We start from the raw sequence: 22,412 nt of genomic DNA, 5'->3' as shown, positions 1-22,412 counted from the left end.
CAAAGAGAAAGTATTTCAAATCAATGAATTATAAATTCTCACAAAAAGTGCGGTTTAAGTGAAATCTGCGATCTCCATCAAGTTTAACAACTAAAGATAAATTGGTTACCGCCGAAAAAACAATTACCCACAAATTTAACATTCAAATAACCTGCAAGGGATGCTCACAATGTCCTCTCCAACCTATGTCACCCAGAATGAATATCCTCTGGACGATGACACCACCTTAATGTCTACCACAGACATCCACAGCTACATTACTCACGCCAACGACACGTTTGTGCAGGTGAGCGGTTACCCGCTTGATGAGCTGACGGGCCAGCCGCACAATATGGTGCGCCACCCTGATATGCCAAAAGCCGCCTTTGCCGATATGTGGTACACCCTGCAACAGGGGGAACCGTGGAGCGGGATTGTCAAAAATCGGCGCAAAAACGGTGACCACTACTGGGTGCGCGCGAATGCGGTGCCAATGGTGCGTCACGGGAAGGTGACGGGCTATATGTCGATCCGCACCAAAGCCACGGCGGAAGAGATAGCCACCGTGGAGCCGCTTTACCGCGCGCTGAATGACGGCAGCTGTAAGAAACGTATTCATAAAGGGCTGGTGGTGGGAAAGGGCTGGCTGGGTAAACTGCCGGCCATGCCGCTGCGCTGGCGGGTGCGTAGCGTAATGGCGGTGCTTTTTGCCGTCCTCGCCGCCACGCTGATCGCCACCTCCGCAGGGTGGATGCCGCTCGTTGCGGCTGCGGTGGTCATGCTGCTGGGGACGCTGCTGTTTGAGCAACAGATTGTGCGTCCGGTCGAAAACGTGGCGCGACAGGCCCTGAGGGTGGCTACCGGGGAGCGCAACAGCGTGCAGCATCTGAACCGCAGTGACGAGCTGGGGCTGACCCTGCGCGCGATAGGCCAGCTTGGGCTGATGTGCCGCTGGTTGATCAACGACGTCTCGAGCCAGGTGGTGAGCGTGCGTGACGGCAGCGACAGGCTGGCCCGGGGTAATGAAGATCTGAACGATCGTACGCGTCAGACGGTAGCGAATGTGCAGCAGACCGTCGCAACGATGAACCAGATGGCCGCGTCCGTGCAGAGCAACTCTGAAACTGCCGCCGAGGTGGATAAACTCTCCGTTGCTGCGAGCAGTGCGGCGACGAAGGGCGGCAATGCGATGCAGACCGTGGTCAAAACCATGGATGACATCGCCGACAGCACGCAGCGAATTGGCTCGATTACCTCCCTGATAAACGACATCGCTTTCCAGACCAATATCCTGGCGCTCAATGCGGCAGTTGAAGCGGCACGGGCGGGTGAGCAGGGGAAAGGGTTTGCCGTGGTCGCGGGCGAAGTCCGCCATCTCGCCAGCCGCAGCGCCAGTGCGGCTAACGATATACGTAAACTCATCGATGCCAGCGCCAGCAAAGTGCAGTCCGGCTCCGAGCAGGTGCACGCCGCCGGCCGCACGATGGATGACATTGTCGAGCAGGTGAAAAACGTGACGCAGCTTATCGCTCAGATCAGTCACTCCACCTCCGAGCAGGCCACCGGGCTCTCAGAATTAACCCGTGCGGTGGCCGAGCTGGACAGCATCACGCAGAAAAATGCCGACCTGGTCGAGGAGAGCGCGCACATTTCTGCCATGGTGAAACACCGTGCCGGGCGTCTGAAGGATGCGGTAACCGTGCTCCATTGAGTCAGTAAAGTTCCGGAAAAGCCGTTTATTCCGTAAGGAATAAACGGCTTTTTTATGGCTGCTTGTGACTATTAATGTGCTTTATTGTTAATATAATATTAAATAACTAAAAAAAGTACCTCAGTTATTTATTCCTGCCTAAGTCAGTTTCCCATGATGCTGTTTTGCAAAACACGCTTCTGGTGGTCTGGTAACGATCGATGAGACGAAATTAATAGTCTCTGCCTATCCATTGTGATGGTTATGAAATAAAAAAACGATCAAAGTCATAAAGTTAGCGAATTCGTTACCGATAACAGCGATCGTCTGAGAAATAATCACATCGATGGAGTAAATATGTTCTTACATGACGTAAAGATCGGCACGAAATTATTTCTGGCGTTTGGGTTCTTTATTGTCCTGATGGCAATCAGCGCGAGCCTGTCTCTGCTGAGTCTGAACCGGGCAAATAATGGGATGCAATCCATTATTACCCGTGATTATCCGACCACGGTAAAAGCGAACCAGTTAATCGATAACTTCCAGGAATTTATTAGCACTCAACAGCTGATGCTGCTGGACGAGCAGGGGACTTACACGGGGCAATCTCAGCAGCACCTGAAAGAGATCAGCGAGCACATCACGGTGATCCTGGGCGAGCTGAACAACGCGTTGCAGGATGAAAAGTCTCAGCAGGTGCTGGCGGATATCCGTAGTGTGCGCCAGCAGTATCTGGACTCGCGCTATCGCATCCTGCAGGCGGTGCAGAACAACAATCGTGCGGGTGCCATTCAAGAGATGATGACCACCACCCTTGCCGTGCAGCAGGCTTATAAAGCGAAGGTGAAGGAGCTGATTGCCATTCAAAACAGCGAGATGCAGAGTGCAGGCGCGCAGGTAGAAGGGGATTTCAGGTCTAACCGACTGCTGCTGATCCTCATCACCCTCTTTAGCGTCGCGGCAGGCAGCCTGATCGGCTGGTTTATCGTGCGCGCTATCACCCGTCCGCTCGGCGAGGCGGTGAATTTTGCGAAGGCCATTTCAGAGGGCGATCTGACGGGCAGCATCACGCCGCACGGCAAAGACGAAACGGGCTTACTGCTGCATGCGTTGATGGAGATGAAAAACCGTCTGCTGGACATTGTGCAGCAGGTGCAAACCGGCTCGGAGAATATCTCCAGCGCAGCCGCGCAGATCGTTGCGGGTAACCAGGATCTCGCCGCGCGCACGGAAGAGCAGGCAAGTTCCGTTGAACAGACAGCAGCCTCGATGGAGCAGATCACCGCGACGGTGAAAAACACCGCCTCGCACACTGGCGAAGCGACCAACCTCTCGGCAGATGCTGCCACGGTGGTCAAAAACAACGGTGAGATGATGAAGCAGGTGACCAGCAAAATGCGCCTGATTAACGAGACGTCGAACCGGATGTCCGACATTATCGACCTGATCGACGCCATTGCTTTCCAGACCAACATTCTGGCGCTGAACGCGGCCGTGGAAGCAGCGCGCGCCGGTGAGCACGGTCGTGGCTTTGCGGTGGTGGCCGGTGAGGTGCGCCAGCTTGCCCAGAAGAGCGCGTCGTCGGCCAGCGAAATCCGTGAGCTTATTGAGAGCTCCACCAGTCAGACCCAGGACGGCATGAACCTGGTGGAAAAAGCGAGCGCGCTGATCAACGGGATGGTGGGCAACGTGGAAGAGATGGACGTCATCCTGCGTGAGATCCGCCAGGCCAGCCATGAGCAGACGGAAGGGATCTCGCAGATTAACAGCGCGATTGGCCTGATTGATGCCACCACCCAGCAGAACTCCGCGCTGGTGGAGGAGTCCGTCGCCGCGGCGGCATCGCTTAACGAACAGGCGATGCACCTGAAAGAGCTGGTACGCGTCTTCCGCGTGAGCGAACACGCTCCGGCTTAATCCAGCTGGGAGATCTCGAGCGCCGCGCGGTCAATGACGCCGATAATCTGCTTAAGCTGCGCGTCGCTGAGCTCTCCCTGATTCACCTTCAGGTCTAACACCGCTTTAAAGTTATCCAGCGCCCGCTTCATCTGCGGGTTTTTGCGCAGCTGGAAGCCGACAGAACGCGCTTTGATGCGTGCCTGTATGTGCTCAAGCTGTTCCTGGTTCTCATCCAGCCACTGCTGGCCCGTCACGGTAATCGCAATTCGCTTTCTGCCGTTCTCTTCTTCCGTAATGGTGATAAAGGTCTGATCCTGCAGATAATCCAGCGTCGGGTAGATCACCCCAGGGCTCGGGGTGTAATTACCCTGGGTCAGGTTCTCAATCTCTTTGATCAGCTCATAGCCGTGGCTCGCATTGCGGGTCAGGATATCCAGAATCACCAGCCGCAGATCGCCGTGGCCGAAAAAGCGCGGTCGGCGTCCGCCGCCATCATGTTCGTGTCGCATAGTAATTCCTTCAATTTGATATATCTAAACTATATCTAAGATATATTCAGATGCAATCTAAAAGATCTTGCTTTTTTACTGATTAGTAATCATTATCATTTAAAAATTAATTTAGATATATCGTATTCATCAGAGAAGGGGCTAAAAATGGCATCTACCCGTTACCCACAGCGTGTTCGTAATGACCTGCGTTTTCGCGAGCTGACGGTGCTCCGCGTGGAACGCGTGAGCGCGGGTTTCCAGCGCGTTGTATTAGGTGGCGAGGCGCTGGAGGGGTTTAGCTCCCGCGGCTTCGACGACCACACCAAAGTCTTTTTCCCGGCACCGGGGGCGGTGTTTGTGCCGCCCGTGGTGACTGATGAAGGCATCGACTGGGGCGACGGCGTGCGTCCGCAGACGCGCGACTATACGCCGCTGTATGATGAGTCTCGCCATGAACTGGTGCTCGATTTCTTCATTCATGACGGCGGCATTGCCAGCAACTGGGCGGTTGAGGCGAAAGCGGGGGACACGTTGACCATTGGTGGGCCGCGCGGTTCGCTGGTGGTGCCGGAAGATTACGCCTGGCAACTGTACGTGTGTGATGAATCCGGTATGCCTGCGCTACGTCGACGCTTAGAGAGTCTTGCTAAACTGCCGGTTCGCCCGGAAATTCACGCGGTAGTAACGGTCGGGAACGACGCATATAAGGACTATCTGGCGCACCTGAGCGACGTCGACATCACCTGGGTAGTGGGCCACAGCGAGCAGGCGGTGGCGGATCGTCTGGCGGCGTTGACCGTTCCGGCGGAAGAGTACTTTATCTGGCTGACCGGGGAAGGAAAGGTAGTAAAAAGCCTGAGCCGTCAGTTTGACACTGACGCGATTGATCAACAGTTGGTGCGTGCCAGCGCCTACTGGCACGCTAAATAATCAGGCTGCTGAATCCATTTGCGCTTCGTTCACCTGGTGTTCGAGCGAGGCGCGAACCTCGTGCAGGGCTTTCTCCTGCTGAGCAAAGTACGCCTCCATATTGCTCAGCGACGACACCAGCAGCCAGGACTCTTCTTTCTCCAGCTCCGCCAGCTCGTTCACTAAGGTGTCGATTTGCTCGCGTACCTGCGCCATTTTTTTGCGGATACGTTCCAGATCGTTCAGCCTGTCGCTGGCCATCAGCGGCTCGAAGCCCTGCTGCAGGCGGGCGACCAGCGAGCGAATAGCCTTGACGTCGCCACGCTGTTTGGCCTGGTTGAGCTGCACCATCATCGCGTTGGCTTCCTCTTTCAGGTCGTCCGCCACCAGGTCCGGATGACAGAGTTTGCTCGCCTGTCGCCAGAGACGCTTGAGTTCGTTCTGATCTTCTTCAGAGAGGTGCTTCCCTTTGCGCAGCCGCATTTCGACATCGTGATGTTGCTCGCGATACTTCTCGTACTCTTCGTTGGCTTCGTCACGCGCCTGGCGAGCAGGCTCCTCTTCGCGCGTTAAGCCGCTCTCCAGCTCCAGCGCCTCGGCCAGCAGATTAGCAATCAGATTACTTTGCTGCTCCAGATGCTTGCGCGCTTCAGCCGCCTGCACGGAGTCGGCTGGCAGATCGCGCCAGCGCTGGGTGAGCGTCGCCAGCACCTCTACCGCCTGCGCCATATAGCGCTGGCAGCGACGGTAATCTTCCTCGCGACGACGCGCCTCCGCCTGCTGACGGCGCAGGTTCAGCTCCGCCAGGGTTTTACGCAGAGCGAGGATCTGCTGCATCAGCGGGCCGAGACGGGAGAAATAGAGATCGTTGAACTCATCAAGCTGCTGCACCCGCGCGTTGCGGCGATCGATGAGATCGCGCAGACGCTCTTCCAGCGCCTTCAGCTCCAGCTTGCTGGCTGCCACTTGCGGGTCGCGCCACGGGGTGATGGCGCGCTGGCCCTGCAGCCAGGCGGTAATGGCCCTGATGGCGGCGGTGTAATTCTTCTGCTCAAGCGCCACGACGATTGCCTGTAGCTCATCGTCAAACGCTTCATTCTTCAGCCGTGTCAGCTGGCTCTGGATGATGTCGTCATCTTCCAGTTCAATGGCATTTTTAATGATTTCTAGCCGTTTGATCGGTGTGCTCATGATGCCTTTCGCTTTGGCGCTTAAGTATTTGAGTTAAGGGTAGTTGTGGGCAACGCTACAGGAAATAATACACACGGATGATGATCGGCGCGATGGGGGATTTCTTTAGTTTTTAGGGTTTGTGAGGGTGAGCGGCAGGACGGACTACATTTGATTGATTCCATGTGTGCTTGCACAGGGTGCAGCAAAAAATCAGAGGAGGAATATAGCCTGGCGAATGCCAGGAGGAAAACTCAGGGGACAACAAGGGGGCACCCGTCATTCAGCGAGCACTAGTAGCCAGGCAAATTCTGACAATCATCTCCAAATCTTTAGCAGAGCTGTGGTGGCTTTCTTCTAAGAGACTGTCAATCTGCTCTCCAGTAAGAAAGGCCATCTCACTTTCTTCTGTTCTGAACTGTCGAATGTTATCTAGCGGGTTTGGCGCTTCCCATTCGCCAAGTCGTTTCAATTCATTGAACACAGCGAGGAAATACGCGTGCTCTAAGTTCATGGTGCGAGGCGAAACCTGAGTAACGCGCTTAGTACGGGCAAAATGGCCATCGAGCCTTTTTGCCCGGTACGCGGTGAAAAGCTGGGCTAAGAATTCAGTAGCCAGGGGCGACCCTATGCACAGATCTGCCCAGAGCATGGTGCTTTTACGTTTCTCGCCGTCACGCAAAGTTATTCCATGGCGCTCAAACCATAGATGGACTATATCCGAAAGACGACGTTTGTCTTTGCCCTGGCCTAACCAGGGCGTGTCCTCAAATTTTTGCAGTGTGTAATTTTCAAACGCCAGCGCTTCGCCTTTTGTGACAAACTTCCTACGAACCCGCATGCCGTCTTTACCATCAGTTCTGTCTACAGTGTAAAAATCAGCAACCCGTTGGCCGTTAGCTAACTTTCTTACAGACATAAATTAACCATTCAAAATGAATTTTTTCTGCTGCTGGAATTCTTCTTCTGTAAGAATCCCTTCTTCTTTCATTTTTGCAAGACGTTCAATTTTCGCCATTTGATCATCGAATGATTGAGTGTCTTTGGTCGGTTCTTGTTGTTGCGAGGCAGGGGCATTCAGAGAGTTTTTTGTTTCGTTCACTAAATTTGTGAAGGGTATAACTGAGCCTTTCATGACATTTTTGATTGTGTAGTTTTGGCCGCTAGTAGAAATCATAATTTCACCAAACATAAGCCCCGTCTTGCCGCCTACGCTCACAATGTTGTTGAGGTTGATGTCAACCTGCTTAACACCAAAAATCATGCCCTTATCAAGGAAAATTACGCGTTTATTTGTCAGTGTGATGAGCCAGGTGTTGCCGTCCATCATGCCACTGGCAATGGCCACCGGACGTTCGCCCGAGTTCAAAATTTCAGGGAGGTGAAAGAATTCTTTTTTTGTACCAAAGGGCGTGTCAGATACAACGCCTGCTAAGCGTTTCATCTCCGCTTTGAGTTGGTCTTTTGATGCTGTTTTGTAGTCAATCATCTTCAAATCCTTATGCTTATCTTATTGTTAATACAACCCTACCAAGAATTTTTATATCTTCTATTGCGCAATCAAAGGCCATGCCGACGCCACTTACTCTGACTTTCTTAATTGGGATGCGGGTAAGAGTGCGAATGCTTATTTTACCTTCAATTTCAACCAACCACTGATCGTTATAAACCTCAGTAAATAAGGTATCCACGATAAATTGGCTATTACCTTCCTGGACGCAGATTGGGGACTTAGGTAAAGGGACTCCCGGGAGGAATGAGACCTTATCCAACATGTACCTGCCAGCATCGTAAAGAAGGCCATCAACGATTTTTCGACGAGGCATTTTTATAATGTCGAGTTCATCGTCGTCAAATTTCCTGTCTTGACCAGTAGCAAGCCATTCTAACGATGCGCCAGTTTCAGCTACACACCTAACTACCATGTCAGCGGGAAAGCCGCCTCGTTTGTAGCGTCCAGCCAGGCTACTCGATGCCATTCCAAAGTGATCGGCAAGCATCAGCTTAGACGTAAAGCCATAAGCATTAATCACTCTGTCGAGTACTTCATTGCTGTGGCTGATTTGTCCGTAAGAGAATTTGCCCATAATTTAGTCAGGTTTTCGCAAAATGCGATAAATCGATTTATTTGTCGCTTAATGCGATCTGGACTCTCCTTGTTGTAACTTTTTACGAGTATAGGTTAATAACAGTGGATATTGGCGTATCCACAGCAAGAGGAGTTTGCATTATGCGTCCCAACATTACAATCGTGATCCCCGATCCATACATTCCACTTGATGCATATTGCCGCCGTACTGGCATGTCGCGAAGTACTGCTGAGAATTTGATTTCCTACGGAAAACTCCCTATCAAGCCTAAAGGTGCACAGAAAAAAGGGCTGGTTGAAGTGAACATGGTCACCTTAACCGTAATGGCGTTAAGCGAATGCGATGTTTCGCTTAACGCGTAATTCATCCTACGGATTAGGGAGGAGCTAACAATGTTTGATTATCAGACTTCTAAACATGCTCATTTTGATGCTGCTTGCTGAGCGTTTGCGCTAGCGCACAATCTGGAAGATGTAGCTGCTGCCGTTGGTATGCGTCCGCAGATCCTCCGCAATAAGTTAAATCCGGTTCAACCGCACCGCCTGACCTGCGATGAGCTTTTGGCTATCACCGATTACACCGAAGATTCGCGGCTATTGGATAGAATGCTGGGGCAGATTAACAGCCTCCCGTCCGTTCCTGTCAATAACGCCATTGAAGCCAACATGCAGTTTTGCGCGTTAAGTGCCGCCGCCAATGTGGGGGCAATCGCTGGGGAAGCCGTTTCAACTGAGCACATGACCGCCGCACGCTGCACACAAATTCTTGATCGTGCCCGTGATGCCATCCATTCCCTTTCCGTTCTGGCTTACACCGTTGAAAGCCGCCTCCAGTCTGCGCCGGTTCTTGCTGCTGCCGTCGATATCGTGACTAACAGCGCCAGTAGCATGATGTGAGGGTTACCGTGATGGTGGCCATTCTGATCCACTGGGCTGAAGAGCATGGCTATCGCCTGACTTTTGGCGAGGCGTACCGTACGCCGGAACAGGCGGCGCTGAACGCTAAAAAAGGCAGCGGTACCACCAACAGTCTGCACACACAGCGTCTGGCCGTGGATTTTAACCTGTACGTGAATGGCCAGTACAAAACGGACACGGCTGATTATCTGCCGCTGGGTGAATACTGGGAATCGCTGGGCGGAACGTGGGGCGGGCGTTTCAAATCCCGTCCGGCTGGTAATCACTTCAGCCTGGAACATAACGGGATGCGCTGATGACAAACGGCCTGTGGCAGGTATTGGTTTCGCTGGTGTTTGTCTTGGGCTGGTCGACCGCTGACTGGCGGCGTGACAGTCTGGAACCCGGATAAAGACACGCCTGCTTACTCAGCTGTGCCTCTGCCGGTTCCTATGGCGGGTAACGATTCCGGGATGTACCAGTTTCCACCTGAAGGGACGCTGGTTGAAATTGCTTTTACTGGCGGAAGGCCGGGTAAACCCTTTGTGCGGCAGACCGTACCGGAGGGAACCAGCTTACCGGATATCCAGCCTGGCGAGCAGCTGCAACAGCAGCGTGCGGAAGTGTCTCAGCGCGTCACCCTGGCGGGTGACTGGGTGAGGCAGACAGACCAGACGATCAGTGAAACCTCAATGGCGCGGGTTGTTAAGGCCGCTTCGGAACAGCGGGAGCTGGTCAGCCGGGAAACCATGATTAAAGCCACGGATAAAATTACCGTGCTGGGCACGTCCACACTGATGGCCGGAGCCATTCAGCAGGTATGCACGGGGGATTATAGCCAGGCAGTGAAGAACCGCGTGGCGAGTATCGGCGGCAATGATGAAACAGACATAGCCGGGAGCCAGACAGTCACAACGGGTAAAGACCCGATCGAGAAAATTGGGCAGATACGCAAAAGCGTGGCGGTCGTGCAACAGCAGATTATTGCCCCGGTAGTGTGGATTGACTCTGGCACAATCAATGTGGCGCAGCTGATGCTCGACACGCTCGAGGTGGTGAAAGAGCTGGCAGAGCAAACGGCAAGCCACACGCACAGCAATACGGGAGCACCGACCAACGCGGGAGCCATACGGAACACCGGAACGAAAGCGGACACGCTGAACGGCAAATACTCCCCGTTGATTGGCAAGTAAACCTGTCCAGAACATAACCCGCGAAAGCGGGTTTTTTTATGCCCTTCATCCCCTGGCGGGATATCTCTTTTCTTACCTCTTAAGCGGTTATCGCTACGTGCTGTCAGCGGCGCTATGGCGCGTTCAGCCTTTTCGCACACTCAGAGCCACCCTTAAAACAGATCGTGCGCACAGCGGGGCGCTGGTGCTTCACAGCACGGCCAAAAAAATCTTTCGCAGACCAAAATCGCACTACACCGCACCCGCCTGTGGTTTTTGGATCATAAAAATTTTTCAGTTTTATTTTTCTACAAACCAGACCGACAGGCCGCGCCAGTGCTGGCGGCTTTAAGGAATACCGGAACTGAAAAGATTGAAAAGAATTTCAGTGTTTTTCAGTTTTAGGGATCTGCGTAGGATCTAACGAAAATCGTAACCAACAGATAAGTAAGGAAATTTTTTATTTTGTGTGAGGCGGAAAGATCAAGTGGCGCGATAGGCGGCAGACAAAGAAAAACCAGCAAAGCCGTGGCTGGTGCGGGTTTGAATCGAGATCAGCATTTTAAAAAGGCTGAAAAAATTTTTAGTATTGTTTGAACCAAATTGTGTGTAATTCATTGAGCAATGCCCGATGGTAATCAAGATTCAATGCTAATTTTCATTACACGATAGTAAGCCACATCTTTATGAAATCGTATCTAGATTACAACCAGATTGAGAATATACTATTTCTAATTAGTGCCTTCGCGTTGTAAATTAATACAATCTTTGGGGATTTGGGTTACGGTAAATGCAAATTATTAAAAAATGGTGGGCAGTACTTGCTGTAGTGGGATCTTCTTTGTTCATGGTGGCAACTATGGACTCCAAACAACTCATTGATAATTACCATCTTGCTGAAAAATGGGTTATGTCTAGTCCGACACTTGAAGGCTCATGGTCCTCCTCTTATCCAGGAGAAGATTTTGAAGGCTTGTCTGAAAATAAGTGGATTGAATCGCCAGAGCAAACAGTTGTTGAAGTTTCTATAAACGGACGTGATGTTTCCGGAATCATATCAACGCCTCAGATTAGAGAGTTCATCGATAATACCCCTCAAATGGTAGATTATTTTATGCTTGAAGGCCATCGAACAATGTTCAGCCACTCGTCTGAAGCAAGAGCCTTTGAATACATTGGCGGCCACAAATATATTTTTGCGGAATTAAGTTTTACCCTGGAAGATGGGCGGCTTTTGATGACTGATCAAAGTCCCGGAAAGAGTAAATTTGTGCCCCCAGAAACTACACTCCTAAAGCGGTCAGAAACATCATTTGACGAGCGCTTGCAACTTCATCTTGACGACTATGTAAAAGAAAAGGCGAAAAAGCTCATTCCGATGATTAAAAAGCTTCAGTAGGAAAAGCAGAGGAATGGTGATAGAGGCGCTGATAAATGAGTTTCTAGTAGCAACTACTGCGACACTTTTGCGACACTCAAACACTTATAAACAAAAAAGCCACTCGCGAGAGTGGCTTAATTATATGATTCTAAAGCTAAAATTTGGTGGCCCCTGCTGGACTTGAACCAGCGACCAAGCGATTATGAGTCGCCTGCTCTAACCACTGAGCTAAGGGGCCGTGGCGGTGAATTATAAAGTAACTCTCTACAGCAATCCAGCCATTCACACCTGCCTGCTGTTTTTATAAACAATGCATAATCAATCCTTTATACTTACCTTACGATGGATTGATCGGGAGTAAAAATGATCAACGATATTCTGGCCCCTGGCCTGCGGGTGGTGTTCTGCGGAATCAACCCGGGTAAGTCCTCGGCGCACACCGGCTTTCACTTCGCCCATCCGGGCAATCGCTTCTGGAAAGTGATCCACCAGGCCGGGTTTACCGACAGATTACTCAGGCCCGAAGAGGAACAGCACCTGCTGGATACGCGCTGCGGCATTACTATGCTTGTCGAGCGCCCGACGGTGCAGGCGAGCGAGGTCAATCTGCATGAGCTCCGCAGCGGCGGACGGGAGTTGGTCAAAAAGATAGAGGACTATCAGCCCGCAGCGCTGGCGATCCTCGGCAAGCAGGTCTACGAGCAGGCGTTCAGCCAGCGCGGCGCTAAATGGGGTAAGCAGAGCATTACCATCGGCGTGACGCAGGTGTGGGTGCTGCCGAATCCAAGCGGGCTTAACAGGGCAACGCTGGATAAGCTGGTAGAGGCGTATCGGGAGCTGGATGAGGCGCTGATGGTGCGGGGGCTGTAATCCTCTGCGGCCTGATGCCCTCACCCTGACCCTCTCCCACAGGGAGAGGGAATAAACAAAAAAAAGCTCCCCGAAGGGAGCTTTTTCACAGTCAGGACAGGTTAGTCGTCCAGGAAGCTACGCAGCACTTCAGAGCGGCTTGGATGACGCAGCTTACGCAGCGCCTTCGCTTCGATCTGACGGATACGTTCGCGGGTCACGTCGAACTGTTTACCCACTTCTTCCAGCGTGTGGTCGGTGTTCATATCAATACCGAAACGCATACGCAGCACTTTTGCTTCACGGGCGGTCAGGCCGGCCAGAACGTCGTGCGTCGCAGCGCGCAGGCTCTCGGTGGTGGCAGAGTCCAGCGGCAGCTCGAGGGTGGTATCCTCGATGAAATCACCCAGATGCGAATCTTCATCATCACCAATTGGTGTTTCCATGGAGATTGGCTCTTTGGCGATCTTCAGCACTTTACGGATCTTGTCTTCCGGCATCAGCATGCGCTCAGCCAGCTCTTCCGGCGTTGGCTCACGGCCCATCTCCTGCAGCATCTGGCGGGAGATACGGTTGAGCTTGTTGATGGTCTCAATCATATGCACCGGAATACGGATGGTGCGCGCCTGATCCGCGATAGAGCGGGTGATAGCCTGACGGATCCACCAGGTAGCGTAGGTGGAGAACTTGTAACCACGACGGTATTCGAACTTATCTACCGCTTTCATCAGACCGATGTTGCCTTCCTGGATCAGATCCAGGAACTGCAGGCCACGGTTGGTGTATTTCTTGGCGATAGAGATAACCAGACGCAAGTTCGCCTCAACCATCTCTTTCTTCGCACGGCGGGCTTTCGCTTCACCGATAGACATACGACGGTTGATGTCCTTGACCTGCTCGATGGTCAGGCCGGTCTCTTCTTCAATCTGATGCAGCTTCTGCAGACCACGATAGACATCGTCCTTCACGTCGTGCAGTTTTTCAGACCATGGCTTGTTCATCGCGATAGCGGCGTTGAACCAAGTTTCGCTGGTTTCGTTGCCGGTGAAGAGGGTGATGAAGTTCTTCTTCGGCATTTTGCACTGCTCAACGCACAGCTTCATGATGATGCGTTCCTGGGTGCGTACGCGATCCATCATCACGCGCATGCTGTTTACCAGGTAGTCGAACTGTTTTGGCACCAGGCGGAACTGTTTGAATACTTCAGACAGTTTCAGGATCTCTTCCTGCGCGGCGGCATGGCTGCGGCCTTTCGCTTTGATGGTGTCACGCGTGACTTCGTACTGGGTACGCAGCTCGGCAAACTTCTCACGCGCCAGTTCCGGGTCGATGCTGTTGTCATCGTCCGCGCTGTCGTCGTCTTCTTCCTCATCTTCGTCTTCGTCGTCATCCATCTCTTCCTGAGACAGTTCGGAACCAACGTGAGTCGCGGTAGGCGCCAGATCTTCTTCCGCGTTCGGGTCAACAAAACCGGTGATCAGGTCAGACAGGCGCGCTTCTTCCGCTTCAACGCGATCGTACTGCTCCAGCAGATAGGTGATCGCTTCAGGGTATTCGGCAACAGAACACTGAACCTGGTTGATCCCGTCTTCGATGCGTTTTGCGATGTCAATTTCGCCTTCGCGGGTCAACAGTTCAACGGTACCCATTTCACGCATGTACATGCGGACCGGGTCAGTGGTACGCCCGATTTCAGATTCAACGCTGGACAGTACCTGTGCGGCAGCTTCTTCCGCATCTTCGTCGGTATTGTTGGAGGTTTCAGCCAGCAACAGATCATCGGCATCCGGTGCTTCTTCCATCACCTGAATGCCCATGTCATTGATCATTTGGATGATGTCTTCGATCTGATCTGAATCGACGATATCTTCCGGCAGATGGTCATTGACCTCGGCATAGGTCAGATAGCCTTGCTCCTTACCGCGTTGGACAAGAAGTTTCAGCTGTGACTGCGGGTTTTGCTCCATAAGACGGTATCCACACTTAATTCGTTTGATTGGTGTCGGCGATGGGGCTGCCAACCTTTAAAGCGAGGGCGTACTTATATTTTTGCCGCTGCCTCTCAGTGCGGCTGCCGGGGGCTCCCCGATCGATATTCGGCACTTAAGCCGTTAAATACTTTTGTCTTTCACTTATTTCTTCGCCAGTTCCTGGTTAATCATCCAGAGTTCCCGGCGTTCTTCGCTGCTTAAGCCGTGCGTGCGCTCGCGAGCTATCAACTCTTCCTGGCGCAACTCAAGCATCGAATCAAACATATGGTTGAGCGAGTCGGTGAACGTTTTTTCTGCAATGTCCTTATCTGCTATATCGTCCCACATCGACAATTTTTCAAGGGTAGCGGCCTCTTTTGTGCCGCGATAATGTTCTAAAAGTTGTCCGGTGGTCAGACCTGGCTGAGACAAACACGTGTTGACCAGTTCTGAAAATAAGCCAAGTCCGGGCAATTTTTCGTGGTTCAAACCCGCCAGCGATGGCACTTGCGGCGCAAGTTCGGGGTTTTGTACCAGTAACCCTATCAGTATACGCATGGTTGTGCGTTTTAGCTGAGGCGCGGGGCGAACCGTGCCGTTTTCAGCCTGTTTAGGCATTAAACGTTCAAGCTGGCTGTCATCCAGAATGCCGAGCTTGTTGCCTAACTCCTGACGCAGATAGATACGCAGCGTTTCGCCGGGCACCTGGCTGATTAACGGCAGCGCCAGCGTACTGAGCTGCGCGCGCCCGTCAGGGGTACTTAAATCCACCTGCGGCATCAGGCTGTTAAACAGAAACGTGGAGAGCGGCTGAGCCTGATCCATCCGCGCTTCAAACGCCGCCTTGCCCTCTTTACGCACCAGCGTATCCGGATCTTCGCCATCCGGCAGGAACATAAAGCGTAGCTGACGCCCGTCGGTCATATACGGTAGCGCCGTTTCCAGCGCACGCCAGGCGGCATCGCGTCCTGCGCGGTCACCGTCGTAACAGCAAATCACGTTGTTGGTGACGCGAAACAGCAGCTGGATATGGTCTGCCGTCGTGGACGTTCCTAATGACGCCACCGCGTAGTTAATGTCGTACTGCGCCAGCGCGACAACGTCCATATAGCCTTCGACGACCAGAAGACGCGGAGGTTCCGCGTTATCCTGCTGCGCCTCATAAAGACCGTAAAGCTGGCGGCCCTTATGGAAAATATCGGTTTCCGGGGAGTTGAGGTATTTCGGCAGGGCATCACCCAGCACGCGACCACCAAAACCAATCACCCGGCCACGCTTATCGCGGATCGGGAACATCACCCGTTCACGGAAGCGGTCGTAGCTTCGTCCCTGGTCGTTGGTGACCAGCATGCCTGCGTCGATGAGAGACTTACGATCTTCGCTATTGCCGCCAAAACGTTTTAACACGTTGTCCCAGCCGGGCGGGGCGTAACCAATAGCGAAACGCGCAATCACATCGTCGCTCAGTCCGCGCTTTGTCAGGTATTGACGCGCAGGCTCAGCCGCAGAGTGCTTAAGAGACTGTTGGTAAAACGAATTCAGGCCATCCATCAGTTGATACAGCGTTTGCCGTTGATGGCGCTCGATCTGACTTGGCCCACTGCCTGCTTCATACGGCACTTCAAGGTTATGCATCGCCGCCAGCTCTTCGACGGTTTCAACGAACTCGAGCTTGTCGTAGTTCATCAAAAAATCGACGGCATTACCGTGTGCGCCACAGCCAAAGCAATGGTAGAACTGCTTTTCACCGTTAACGGTGAAAGAGGGGGTTTTTTCGTTATGGAACGGACAGCACGCATGGTAGTTCTTGCCCTGCTTTTTCAGCTTTACCCGCGCGTCGATGAGATCGACGATGTCGGTTCTGGCAAGCAGATCGTTGATGAAAACGCGTGGGATTCTTCCGGCCATATGCCCCAAAAATTTAAGCGACTTATAAACGAAAACAAGCCGCGCATTCCTTCCGGAAGCACGGCCTTACGACTACTACTCTGTCTGTCAATTGAGGGCTGAGGCCCTCAAGCGATTAGTACAGACGAGTACGGCGTGCGTTTTCGCGAGCCAGTTTCTTCGCGTGACGTTTCACAGCGGAAGCTTTAGCGCGCTTACGTTCGGTCGTTGGTTTTTCATAAAACTCACGACGACGAACTTCAGCCAGAACACCTGCTTTCTCGCATGAACGTTTGAAGCGACGCAGTGCTACGTCGAACGGCTCGTTTTCACGTACTTTAATTACCGGCATGTAACTCTCACCTTTAATAAATTCGGTTTGCCGCTGGCATCAACGCCAGCTTATTTCAAAATGGTGCGGAATTTTACTGCAAATGCTGCTGCTTTGTAAAGCACCGATGCGATTTTGAAAGGGACTTTAATAAGGGTGAGGAGTATACACGAGCCTTCTTCCTGGGGCGAACAAAGTTTTACATCACCCCGCCCAGGCTCTACACTGCGCGGTAGTGAAACGAGGTAAAACAAGTCATGCGTGTACTGGGTATTGAAACATCCTGCGATGAAACCGGCATCGCCATTTACGACGACGAAAAAGGCCTTCTGGCCAACCAACTGTATAGTCAGGTGAAATTGCACGCTGACTACGGCGGCGTCGTGCCGGAACTGGCCTCTCGTGACCACGTGCGTAAAACGGTTCCCCTGATTCAGGCGGCGCTGAAAGAGGCCGGGTTACGTTCAACTGATATTGATGCCGTGGCCTATACCGCGGGTCCGGGTCTGGTGGGCGCGCTGCTGGTTGGCGCGACGGTAGGCCGTTCGCTGGCGTTCGCGTGGGACGTGCCGGCCATTCCGGTTCACCATATGGAAGGTCACCTTCTGGCGCCGATGCTGGAAGAGAATCCGCCTGAGTTCCCATTTGTTGCGCTGCTGGTTTCCGGCGGTCATACGCAGCTGATTAGCGTAACGGGCATTGGCAAATACGCGCTGTTGGGCGAGTCGATCGACGACGCCGCCGGTGAAGCGTTCGACAAAACCGCCAAGCTGCTGGGGCTGGATTATCCTGGCGGCCCGATGCTCTCGAAAATGGCGTCGCAGGGAACGGAAGGGCGCTTTGTCTTCCCGCGTCCGATGACCGACCGTCCAGGGCTGGACTTCAGCTTCTCCGGGCTGAAAACTTTCGCGGCGAATACGATTCGTAATAACGACGACAGCGAACAGACCCGTGCCGATATCGCCCGCGCGTTCGAAGATGCGGTGGTCGATACGCTGATGATCAAGTGCAAGCGCGCGCTGGATCAGACCGGCTTTAAGCGTCTGGTGATGGCGGGCGGCGTCAGCGCCAACCGCACGCTGCGCGCGAAGCTGGCTGAGATGATGCAAAAGCGTCGCGGGGAAGTGTTTTATGCCCGTCCAGAGTTCTGTACCGATAACGGCGCGATGATCGCTTACGCCGGGATGGTGCGTCTGAACGCGGGGGCAACGTCTGACCTGAGCGTGTCCGTGCGTCCGCGCTGGCCGCTGGCGGAACTGCCTGAGGCGTGAGTTTTTTGCCCGGTGGCGCTGCGCTTACCGGGCCTACAAAACCGTAGGCCGGGTCAGGCGAAGCCGCCACCCGGCGATAAACCGCATTACACCCGCAACATTCCTTTTTCTTCCAGAAACGCAATAATCGTCGCCAGACCATCACCCACTTTCAGATTGGTAAACGTCCACGGACGTTCGCCACGCATGCGATTGGTATCGCGCGCCATCACGTCGAGCGACGCACCCACGTAGGGTGCGAGATCGGTTTTGTTGATCACCAGAAAGTCAGATTTGGTGATCCCCGGCCCGCCCTTACGCGGGATTTTTTCCCCTTCAGCCACGTCGATCACGTAGATAGTGAGATCCGCCAGTTCCGGGCTGAACGTCGCGCTCAGGTTATCCCCGCCGCTTTCGACGAAGATCAGGTCCAGATTGCCGAATTTCTCGCTTAACGCTTCCACCGCCGCCAGGTTCATCGAGGCATCTTCGCGGATGGCGGTATGCGGGCAGCCGCCGGTCTCCACGCCAACAATGCGCTCCGGCTCCAGTGCGCCCGCCTCGGTCAGGATGCGCTGATCCTCTTTGGTGTAGATATCGTTAGTGACTACCGCAAGATGATATGTATCGCGCATTGCCTTGCAGAGCGCTTCCAGCAGGGCGGTTTTACCCGACCCTACCGGGCCGCCGACGCCGACGCGCAGGGGATGTTTGTAATCAGCCATGTTGACTCCTCAGGAACGGAATAGTCGTGAATATTGTGTTTCGTGCCGCGCGGAGGCGATGGCAGACAGCGGCGTGGCTGCGCCCAGTGCGTCGTCGTCACGTAAAAATGCCTCTTCGAACCCGGCGGCGAAGTGGTCGCTCAGGTCGATAATCAACTGCTGCGCCGCCTGCTGCCCAAACGGCACCAGCTTAACGCCCGCCATCACCGCGCTCTCAATCCAGCTGTAGCCGAGACTGAGCGCCAGTTCGCGCGCGCCAATGCCCCAGCGCACGCCGAGCCACGCCATGCCGCAGAGCTGGCTCTGCATACACAGTGTCAGCCATTCAGTCGGGCAGTCAGGCTCCCAGCTTTTAATCAGGCGCGTAAAGGCCGCGCCACGGTTGCGCTCCTCATCGCGCAGCTCGCGCGTTTCCCGGCAGGCGATCAGGTATGCCGTCCAGCGTTTTGCCGCCACCCAATCCTGTTGTTCGCAGGCGAGATACAGGCGAGTAAAGAGCGGCAGATCGACGCAGTAAAAGCTCTGCTCCATCTGCTGGATTTGCCAGCGTTTAAAGGCGTCGACATTCTTGACCCAGCCTGCCTCTACCGCCCACTCCAGCCCCTGCGACCAGGTAAACGACCCAACCGGCAGGCTACTGCTGGAGAGCTGCATCAGGCGCAGCCACTGGCGGGCGTGCTCCATCAGCTCATCAACGCCAGCAGGGCAGAGACAATCAACCCACCGCCGAACGTTTTACGCAGGCCGTCATGACGGCGCAGCAGTAAACCTGCCGCGAAGCTGGCGCACAGCACCGTGGCGCTGGCGAACATAAACCCGCTGGTGAAAAGCCAGAAGCTGTGGCCGGACATCTCCACACCGTGTGCCCAGCCGTGGAACATCGCCAGAGCAGGTACCGCCAGCAGCAGACGGTTTTCAGTTTTAAACATCATCACGCCGCAGACCGCCAGCGAGGCGATAATCAGCATCTCCATGCCGCTAAATCCGCCGAGCAGACTGCCCGCAACAGCGCCAACGAGCATCATCCCGAGAGTGGCAAACGGCAGCAGGAGTTTGCGGCCACTCAGCGCCGAGAGCACGCCCGCGCCGGTGAGCATCAGCAGGTGATCGAGCCCGGTCAGGGGATGGAAAAAACCGGCCTGGAAGCTGTCGGCACCGTGGCCTGGATGGGCGAGCGCCGGAACGGAAAAGGCCAGCAGTAACAGGGGGAGGAACTTGCGCATAATTAATCCTTAATGTGAATGAGCGTGAGAGTGGCTATGGCTGTGGGCATCGCTGGCATAGGCGCCCGCTTCCGGTTCAAACGGCAGGCTGGCGAAGGTCACCTCCAGCCCGAACGGGCGCAGCATGTCGTCGAGAACGTGATCGTGGTGATAGCGCAGTTCGCCGGGCATGATCTGCAGCGGCACGTGGCGGTTGCCCAGGTGGTAGCAGGCGCGGGCGAGCAGGAACGGGTCGGCGCAGCGCACCACGGAGACCGACTCTGCCGCTGCGATCACTTCGATGACCTCACTACCGTCGTCTGTCGTCAGCAGGTCGCCCCCGCGCAGCAGCAGGCCGCGCGGCAACATCAGCCCGGCGTCGCGGCCGTCGTTCAGCGCCACACGGGCGCGGCTTTTCACCCGCACGTCAATCGGCAGCGTCACGCTGGCGGTAATCGGGTGCGCGTGGTCCAGGCGTTGGGTTAAATAGATCATCATCACTCCTCAGAACAGGAAATAGCGTTGCGCCATCGGCAGAACGTCGGCCGGTTCGCTGGTTATCAGTTCACCGTCGACGCGCACCTCGTAGGTTTGCGAATCGACGGTAATATTGGGCAGTAAACCGTTGTGGATCATGTCGGTCTTCTTCACCGTCCGGCAGCCTTTCACCACCGCCGTGGCGCTTTGCAGATTGAGCTGCTGCGGGACGCCGTTCGCGCTGGCGGCCTGGGAGATAAACGTCAGCCGGGTGGCGTGGCGCGCGGCACCCAGCGCGCCAAACATCGGGCGGTAATGCACCGGCTGCGGCGTGGGGATCGAGGCGTTAATATCGCCCATCGGCGCGCAGGCGATCATTCCACCTTTGACGATGGTGGCAGGTTTGACGCCGAAGAACGCCGGTGACCAGACCACCAGATCCGCCAGCTTGCCCGCCTCAATGGAACCGACCTCATGGGCGATGCCGTGGGTCAGCGCCGGGTTGATGGTGTACTTGGCGACATAGCGCTTCACGCGGAAGTTGTCGTTATCGCCGGTCTCTTCCGGCAGGGCGCCGCGCTGGACCTTCATGCGGTGCGCAACCTGCCAGGTACGGATAATCACTTCTCCCACGCGGCCCATGGCCTGTGAATCTGACGAAGTGAGCGAGAACGCGCCGATATCGTGCAGCACGTCTTCAGCGGCGATGGTCTCCCGGCGAATGCGCGACTCGGCAAACGCCACGTCCTCGGCAATATCCGGGTCGAGGTGGTGGCAGACCATCAGCATGTCGAGATGCTCGTCGATGGTGTTCACCGTGTAGGGCAGCGTCGGGTTGGTGGAGGAGGGCAGAATATTCGGATGCGCGCAGGCGGTGATAATATCCGGCGCATGGCCGCCGCCCGCGCCTTCGGTATGGAAGGTGTGGATGGTGCGCCCACCAATCGCGGTCAGCGTGTCCTCGACAAACCCGGACTCGTTCAGCGTGTCGCTGTGCAGCGCCACCTGAATATCCATCTCTTCGGCAACCTCCAGCGAGCAGTTGATCGCCGCGGGCGTTGCGCCCCAGTCTTCGTGGATCTTCAGCCCAATGGCGCCAGCCGCGACCTGCTCGCGCAGGGCGTCCGGGTTAGAGCCATTACCTTTGCCGAGGAGGCCGATATTCACTGGTAGCGTATCGGCTGCCTGCAGCATACGCGCGATGTACCACGGCCCTGGCGTGCAGGTGGTGGCGTTGGTGCCCGCCGCAGGGCCGGTGCCGCCGCCGATCATGGTGGTCACGCCGGAAACCAGCGCCTCTTCCGCCTGCTGCGGGCAGATCCAGTGAATATGGGTGTCGATCCCGCCCGCGGTCACGATCTTCCCTTCGGCGGCAATCACTTCCGTTGCGGCGCCGATTGGGATCGTCACGCCGGGCTGAATATCCGGGTTACCGGCTTTACCGACGGCAAAGATCCGCCCGTTCTTGACGCCGATATCGGCTTTCACGATCCCCCAGTGATCGACGATCAACGCGTTGGTGAGCACCAGATCTACGCAGTCGTCGGCGGTCATCTGCCCCTGGCCCATACCGTCGCGGATCACCTTTCCGCCGCCGAATTTGACCTCTTCACCGTAGACCGTGAGATCGTCTTCCACTTCGATCCATAGCTCGCTGTCGGCCAGCCGCACTTTATCGCCGGTGGTGGGGCCGAACATATCGGCATACGCCCGGCGTGAAATGTCAGCCATTTTTCACCTCCCCCATCACCTCGCCGCGAAACCCGAAAATACGCTGCGCGCCCGTCACCTGTACCAGCGTGACTTCCCGCTTCTGGCCTGGCTCGAAACGCACGGCGGTGCCTGCCGGAATATTCAGCCGGTAGCCTCTGGTGGCTTCCCGGTCGAACTTCAGCGCCGGGTTGACCTCGTAAAAGTGATAGTGCGATCCGACCTGTATCGGCCTGTCGCCGTGGTTTTCAACAATCACTTGTTGGGTTTCACGCCCGACGTTGAGGGCAACCGTGCCGGGCTGGATCTGGTATTCGCCAGGGATCATGACGTG

The 22,412-nt window shown here is 54.7% G+C and carries 22 protein-coding genes, 1 tRNA gene and 3 pseudogenes; 10 read left to right on the top strand and 16 right to left on the bottom strand.

Translation table 11 applies throughout. The features are described from left to right. The first annotated feature begins 169 nt into the window (after positions 1-169). A complete protein-coding gene (locus tag A4308_RS03845; RefSeq protein WP_014885302.1) occupies positions 170-1,690 on the top strand; it encodes a methyl-accepting chemotaxis protein in 1,521 nt (506 codons plus the stop codon). A gap of 336 nt (positions 1,691-2,026) precedes the next feature. After that, positions 2,027-3,586 carry a methyl-accepting chemotaxis protein gene (locus tag A4308_RS03840; RefSeq protein ID WP_014885301.1) on the top strand — a complete coding sequence of 520 codons (1,560 nt, stop codon included), beginning with the start codon at positions 2,027-2,029 and terminating at the stop codon, positions 3,584-3,586. Here the strand turns inward: A4308_RS03840 and A4308_RS03835 are convergent. Next, positions 3,583-4,077, bottom strand: a complete 495-nt coding sequence (locus A4308_RS03835; protein ID WP_014885300.1) for a PadR family transcriptional regulator — start codon at positions 4,075-4,077, stop codon at positions 3,583-3,585. The genes A4308_RS03840 and A4308_RS03835 overlap by 4 nt on opposite strands. 147 nt (positions 4,078-4,224) lie before the next feature. Here A4308_RS03835 and A4308_RS03830 point away from each other — a divergent pair, with 147 nt between their 5' ends. Beyond that, positions 4,225-4,989 carry a siderophore-interacting protein gene (locus A4308_RS03830; protein WP_023331344.1) on the top strand — a complete coding sequence of 255 codons (765 nt, stop codon included), beginning with the start codon at positions 4,225-4,227 and terminating at the stop codon, positions 4,987-4,989. Here A4308_RS03830 and A4308_RS03825 read toward each other — a convergent pair whose 3' ends face one another. The 4 genes and pseudogenes from A4308_RS03825 to A4308_RS03810 form a co-directional block, all read right to left on the bottom strand. Beyond that, on the bottom strand, positions 4,990-6,159 hold the full coding sequence (locus A4308_RS03825; protein WP_023331343.1) for a molecular chaperone DnaJ: 1,170 nt from the start codon (positions 6,157-6,159) through the stop codon (positions 4,990-4,992). A gap of 265 nt (positions 6,160-6,424) precedes the next feature. Beyond that, positions 6,425-7,057, bottom strand: a pseudogene (locus A4308_RS03820) (phage integrase); the annotation flags it as partial. Between the two features lie 3 nt (positions 7,058-7,060). Next, positions 7,061-7,627 carry a PH domain-containing protein gene (locus A4308_RS03815; protein ID WP_014885296.1) on the bottom strand — a complete coding sequence of 189 codons (567 nt, stop codon included), beginning with the start codon at positions 7,625-7,627 and terminating at the stop codon, positions 7,061-7,063. A gap of 16 nt (positions 7,628-7,643) precedes the next feature. Beyond that, positions 7,644-8,225, bottom strand: coding sequence for a phage repressor protein CI (locus tag A4308_RS03810; RefSeq protein WP_045281425.1), 582 nt, complete (start codon positions 8,223-8,225; stop codon positions 7,644-7,646). Between the two features lie 143 nt (positions 8,226-8,368). Here A4308_RS03810 and A4308_RS03805 point away from each other — a divergent pair, with 143 nt between their 5' ends. The 4 genes and pseudogenes from A4308_RS03805 to A4308_RS03790 all read left to right on the top strand — a co-directional run. After that, positions 8,369-8,590 (top strand): hypothetical protein, encoded by a 222-nt coding sequence (locus tag A4308_RS03805; RefSeq protein WP_014885294.1) that lies wholly within the window; start codon positions 8,369-8,371, stop codon positions 8,588-8,590. A 30-nt stretch (positions 8,591-8,620) separates the two neighbouring features. Beyond that, positions 8,621-9,124: pseudogene (locus A4308_RS03800) on the top strand (phage regulatory CII family protein). A gap of 11 nt (positions 9,125-9,135) precedes the next feature. Then, positions 9,136-9,441, top strand: coding sequence for a M15 family metallopeptidase (locus A4308_RS03795; protein ID WP_045134846.1), 306 nt, complete (start codon positions 9,136-9,138; stop codon positions 9,439-9,441). Positions 9,442-9,525: 84 nt separating this feature from the next. Then, a pseudogene (locus A4308_RS03790) lies at positions 9,526-10,317 on the top strand (hypothetical protein); the annotation flags it as partial. Positions 10,318-10,779: 462 nt separating this feature from the next. On the opposite strand, the gene A4308_RS22880 reads toward A4308_RS03790, so the two are convergent. Further along, positions 10,780-10,914 (bottom strand): hypothetical protein, encoded by a 135-nt coding sequence (locus A4308_RS22880; protein WP_256046264.1) that lies wholly within the window; start codon positions 10,912-10,914, stop codon positions 10,780-10,782. 172 nt (positions 10,915-11,086) lie between these two features. Between A4308_RS22880 and A4308_RS03785 the strand changes: the two genes are divergently transcribed. Beyond that, positions 11,087-11,695, top strand: coding sequence for a hypothetical protein (locus A4308_RS03785; protein ID WP_045134845.1), 609 nt, complete (start codon positions 11,087-11,089; stop codon positions 11,693-11,695). A 144-nt stretch (positions 11,696-11,839) separates the two neighbouring features. Here the strand turns inward: A4308_RS03785 and A4308_RS03780 are convergent. Then, positions 11,840-11,915, bottom strand: a tRNA-Ile gene (locus A4308_RS03780). A gap of 125 nt (positions 11,916-12,040) precedes the next feature. On the opposite strand from A4308_RS03780, the gene mug reads away from it, so the two are divergent. Continuing rightward, complete coding sequence (mug, locus tag A4308_RS03775) at positions 12,041-12,547, top strand: G/U mismatch-specific DNA glycosylase (protein ID WP_045281426.1); 507 nt, start codon at positions 12,041-12,043, stop codon at positions 12,545-12,547. Between the two features lie 101 nt (positions 12,548-12,648). On the opposite strand, the gene rpoD is transcribed toward mug, so the two are convergent. The 3 genes from rpoD to rpsU form a co-directional block, all read right to left on the bottom strand. Continuing rightward, on the bottom strand, positions 12,649-14,493 hold the full coding sequence (gene rpoD, locus A4308_RS03770) for an RNA polymerase sigma factor RpoD (RefSeq protein ID WP_014885285.1): 1,845 nt from the start codon (positions 14,491-14,493) through the stop codon (positions 12,649-12,651). A 165-nt stretch (positions 14,494-14,658) separates the two neighbouring features. After that, positions 14,659-16,404, bottom strand: coding sequence for a DNA primase (gene dnaG / locus A4308_RS03765; RefSeq protein ID WP_014885284.1), 1,746 nt, complete (start codon positions 16,402-16,404; stop codon positions 14,659-14,661). A 115-nt stretch (positions 16,405-16,519) separates the two neighbouring features. After that, positions 16,520-16,735, bottom strand: a complete 216-nt coding sequence (gene rpsU, locus A4308_RS03760; protein WP_001144069.1) for a 30S ribosomal protein S21 — start codon at positions 16,733-16,735, stop codon at positions 16,520-16,522. Between the two features lie 236 nt (positions 16,736-16,971). On the opposite strand from rpsU, the gene tsaD reads away from it, so the two are divergent. After that, positions 16,972-17,985 (top strand): tRNA (adenosine(37)-N6)-threonylcarbamoyltransferase complex transferase subunit TsaD, encoded by a 1,014-nt coding sequence (tsaD, locus tag A4308_RS03755; protein WP_014885283.1) that lies wholly within the window; start codon positions 16,972-16,974, stop codon positions 17,983-17,985. Between the two features lie 86 nt (positions 17,986-18,071). On the opposite strand, the gene ureG is transcribed toward tsaD, so the two are convergent. From ureG to A4308_RS03725, 6 genes are read right to left on the bottom strand one after another with little or no spacing between them, the layout of a single operon-like run. Next, on the bottom strand, positions 18,072-18,689 hold the full coding sequence (ureG, locus tag A4308_RS03750; protein WP_045281427.1) for an urease accessory protein UreG: 618 nt from the start codon (positions 18,687-18,689) through the stop codon (positions 18,072-18,074). Between the two features lie 9 nt (positions 18,690-18,698). Continuing rightward, entirely contained in the window at positions 18,699-19,373 is a 675-nt protein-coding gene (locus A4308_RS03745) for an urease accessory protein UreF (protein WP_045281428.1), read from the bottom strand. Next, positions 19,373-19,912: a HupE/UreJ family protein gene (locus tag A4308_RS03740; RefSeq protein WP_023337819.1), complete on the bottom strand. Its 540-nt coding sequence runs from the start codon at positions 19,910-19,912 to the stop codon at positions 19,373-19,375. Before A4308_RS03740 ends, A4308_RS03745 begins: the two co-directional genes overlap by 1 nt. Before the next feature lie 9 nt (positions 19,913-19,921). After that, the gene (gene ureE, locus A4308_RS03735) at positions 19,922-20,386 is read right to left on the bottom strand and encodes an urease accessory protein UreE (RefSeq protein ID WP_045281429.1); all 465 of its coding nucleotides are present in this window, start codon (positions 20,384-20,386) and stop codon (positions 19,922-19,924) included. A gap of 9 nt (positions 20,387-20,395) precedes the next feature. Continuing rightward, positions 20,396-22,099, bottom strand: coding sequence for an urease subunit alpha (ureC, locus tag A4308_RS03730; protein WP_045281430.1), 1,704 nt, complete (start codon positions 22,097-22,099; stop codon positions 20,396-20,398). Continuing rightward, positions 22,092-22,406, bottom strand: coding sequence for an urease subunit beta (locus A4308_RS03725; RefSeq protein ID WP_014885277.1), 315 nt, complete (start codon positions 22,404-22,406; stop codon positions 22,092-22,094). Before A4308_RS03725 ends, ureC begins: the two co-directional genes overlap by 8 nt. Positions 22,407-22,412: the final 6 nt, after the last annotated feature.

Origin of the sequence: Enterobacter sp. ODB01 (assembly GCF_001623605.1) — a bacterium.
GTDB classification, from domain to species: domain Bacteria; phylum Pseudomonadota; class Gammaproteobacteria; order Enterobacterales; family Enterobacteriaceae; genus Enterobacter; species Enterobacter kobei.
This window is presented reverse-complemented; position numbering and strand designations above follow the sequence as displayed.

Coding starts and splice junctions, on each gene's coding strand:
- dnaG (WP_014885284.1), bottom strand. CDS start 16,404: ATGGCCGGAAGAATCCCACGCGTTTTCATCAACGATCTGCTTGCCAGA.
- tsaD (WP_014885283.1), top strand. CDS start 16,972: ATGCGTGTACTGGGTATTGAAACATCCTGCGATGAAACCGGCATCGCC.
- A4308_RS03785 (WP_045134845.1), top strand. CDS start 11,087: ATGCAAATTATTAAAAAATGGTGGGCAGTACTTGCTGTAGTGGGATCT.
- ureC (WP_045281430.1), bottom strand. CDS start 22,099: ATGGCTGACATTTCACGCCGGGCGTATGCCGATATGTTCGGCCCCACC.
- mug (WP_045281426.1), top strand. CDS start 12,041: ATGATCAACGATATTCTGGCCCCTGGCCTGCGGGTGGTGTTCTGCGGA.
- A4308_RS03830 (WP_023331344.1), top strand. CDS start 4,225: ATGGCATCTACCCGTTACCCACAGCGTGTTCGTAATGACCTGCGTTTT.
- rpoD (WP_014885285.1), bottom strand. CDS start 14,493: ATGGAGCAAAACCCGCAGTCACAGCTGAAACTTCTTGTCCAACGCGGT.
- A4308_RS03825 (WP_023331343.1), bottom strand. CDS start 6,159: ATGAGCACACCGATCAAACGGCTAGAAATCATTAAAAATGCCATTGAA.
- A4308_RS03745 (WP_045281428.1), bottom strand. CDS start 19,373: ATGGAGCACGCCCGCCAGTGGCTGCGCCTGATGCAGCTCTCCAGCAGT.
- ureE (WP_045281429.1), bottom strand. CDS start 20,386: ATGATCTATTTAACCCAACGCCTGGACCACGCGCACCCGATTACCGCC.
- ureG (WP_045281427.1), bottom strand. CDS start 18,689: ATGGCTGATTACAAACATCCCCTGCGCGTCGGCGTCGGCGGCCCGGTA.
- A4308_RS03840 (WP_014885301.1), top strand. CDS start 2,027: ATGTTCTTACATGACGTAAAGATCGGCACGAAATTATTTCTGGCGTTT.
- A4308_RS03845 (WP_014885302.1), top strand. CDS start 170: ATGTCCTCTCCAACCTATGTCACCCAGAATGAATATCCTCTGGACGAT.
- A4308_RS03740 (WP_023337819.1), bottom strand. CDS start 19,912: ATGCGCAAGTTCCTCCCCCTGTTACTGCTGGCCTTTTCCGTTCCGGCG.
- A4308_RS03725 (WP_014885277.1), bottom strand. CDS start 22,406: ATGATCCCTGGCGAATACCAGATCCAGCCCGGCACGGTTGCCCTCAAC.
- A4308_RS03805 (WP_014885294.1), top strand. CDS start 8,369: ATGCGTCCCAACATTACAATCGTGATCCCCGATCCATACATTCCACTT.
- A4308_RS03795 (WP_045134846.1), top strand. CDS start 9,136: ATGGTGGCCATTCTGATCCACTGGGCTGAAGAGCATGGCTATCGCCTG.
- rpsU (WP_001144069.1), bottom strand. CDS start 16,735: ATGCCGGTAATTAAAGTACGTGAAAACGAGCCGTTCGACGTAGCACTG.
- A4308_RS22880 (WP_256046264.1), bottom strand. CDS start 10,914: ATGAATTACACACAATTTGGTTCAAACAATACTAAAAATTTTTTCAGC.
- A4308_RS03815 (WP_014885296.1), bottom strand. CDS start 7,627: ATGATTGACTACAAAACAGCATCAAAAGACCAACTCAAAGCGGAGATG.
- A4308_RS03835 (WP_014885300.1), bottom strand. CDS start 4,077: ATGCGACACGAACATGATGGCGGCGGACGCCGACCGCGCTTTTTCGGC.
- A4308_RS03810 (WP_045281425.1), bottom strand. CDS start 8,225: ATGGGCAAATTCTCTTACGGACAAATCAGCCACAGCAATGAAGTACTC.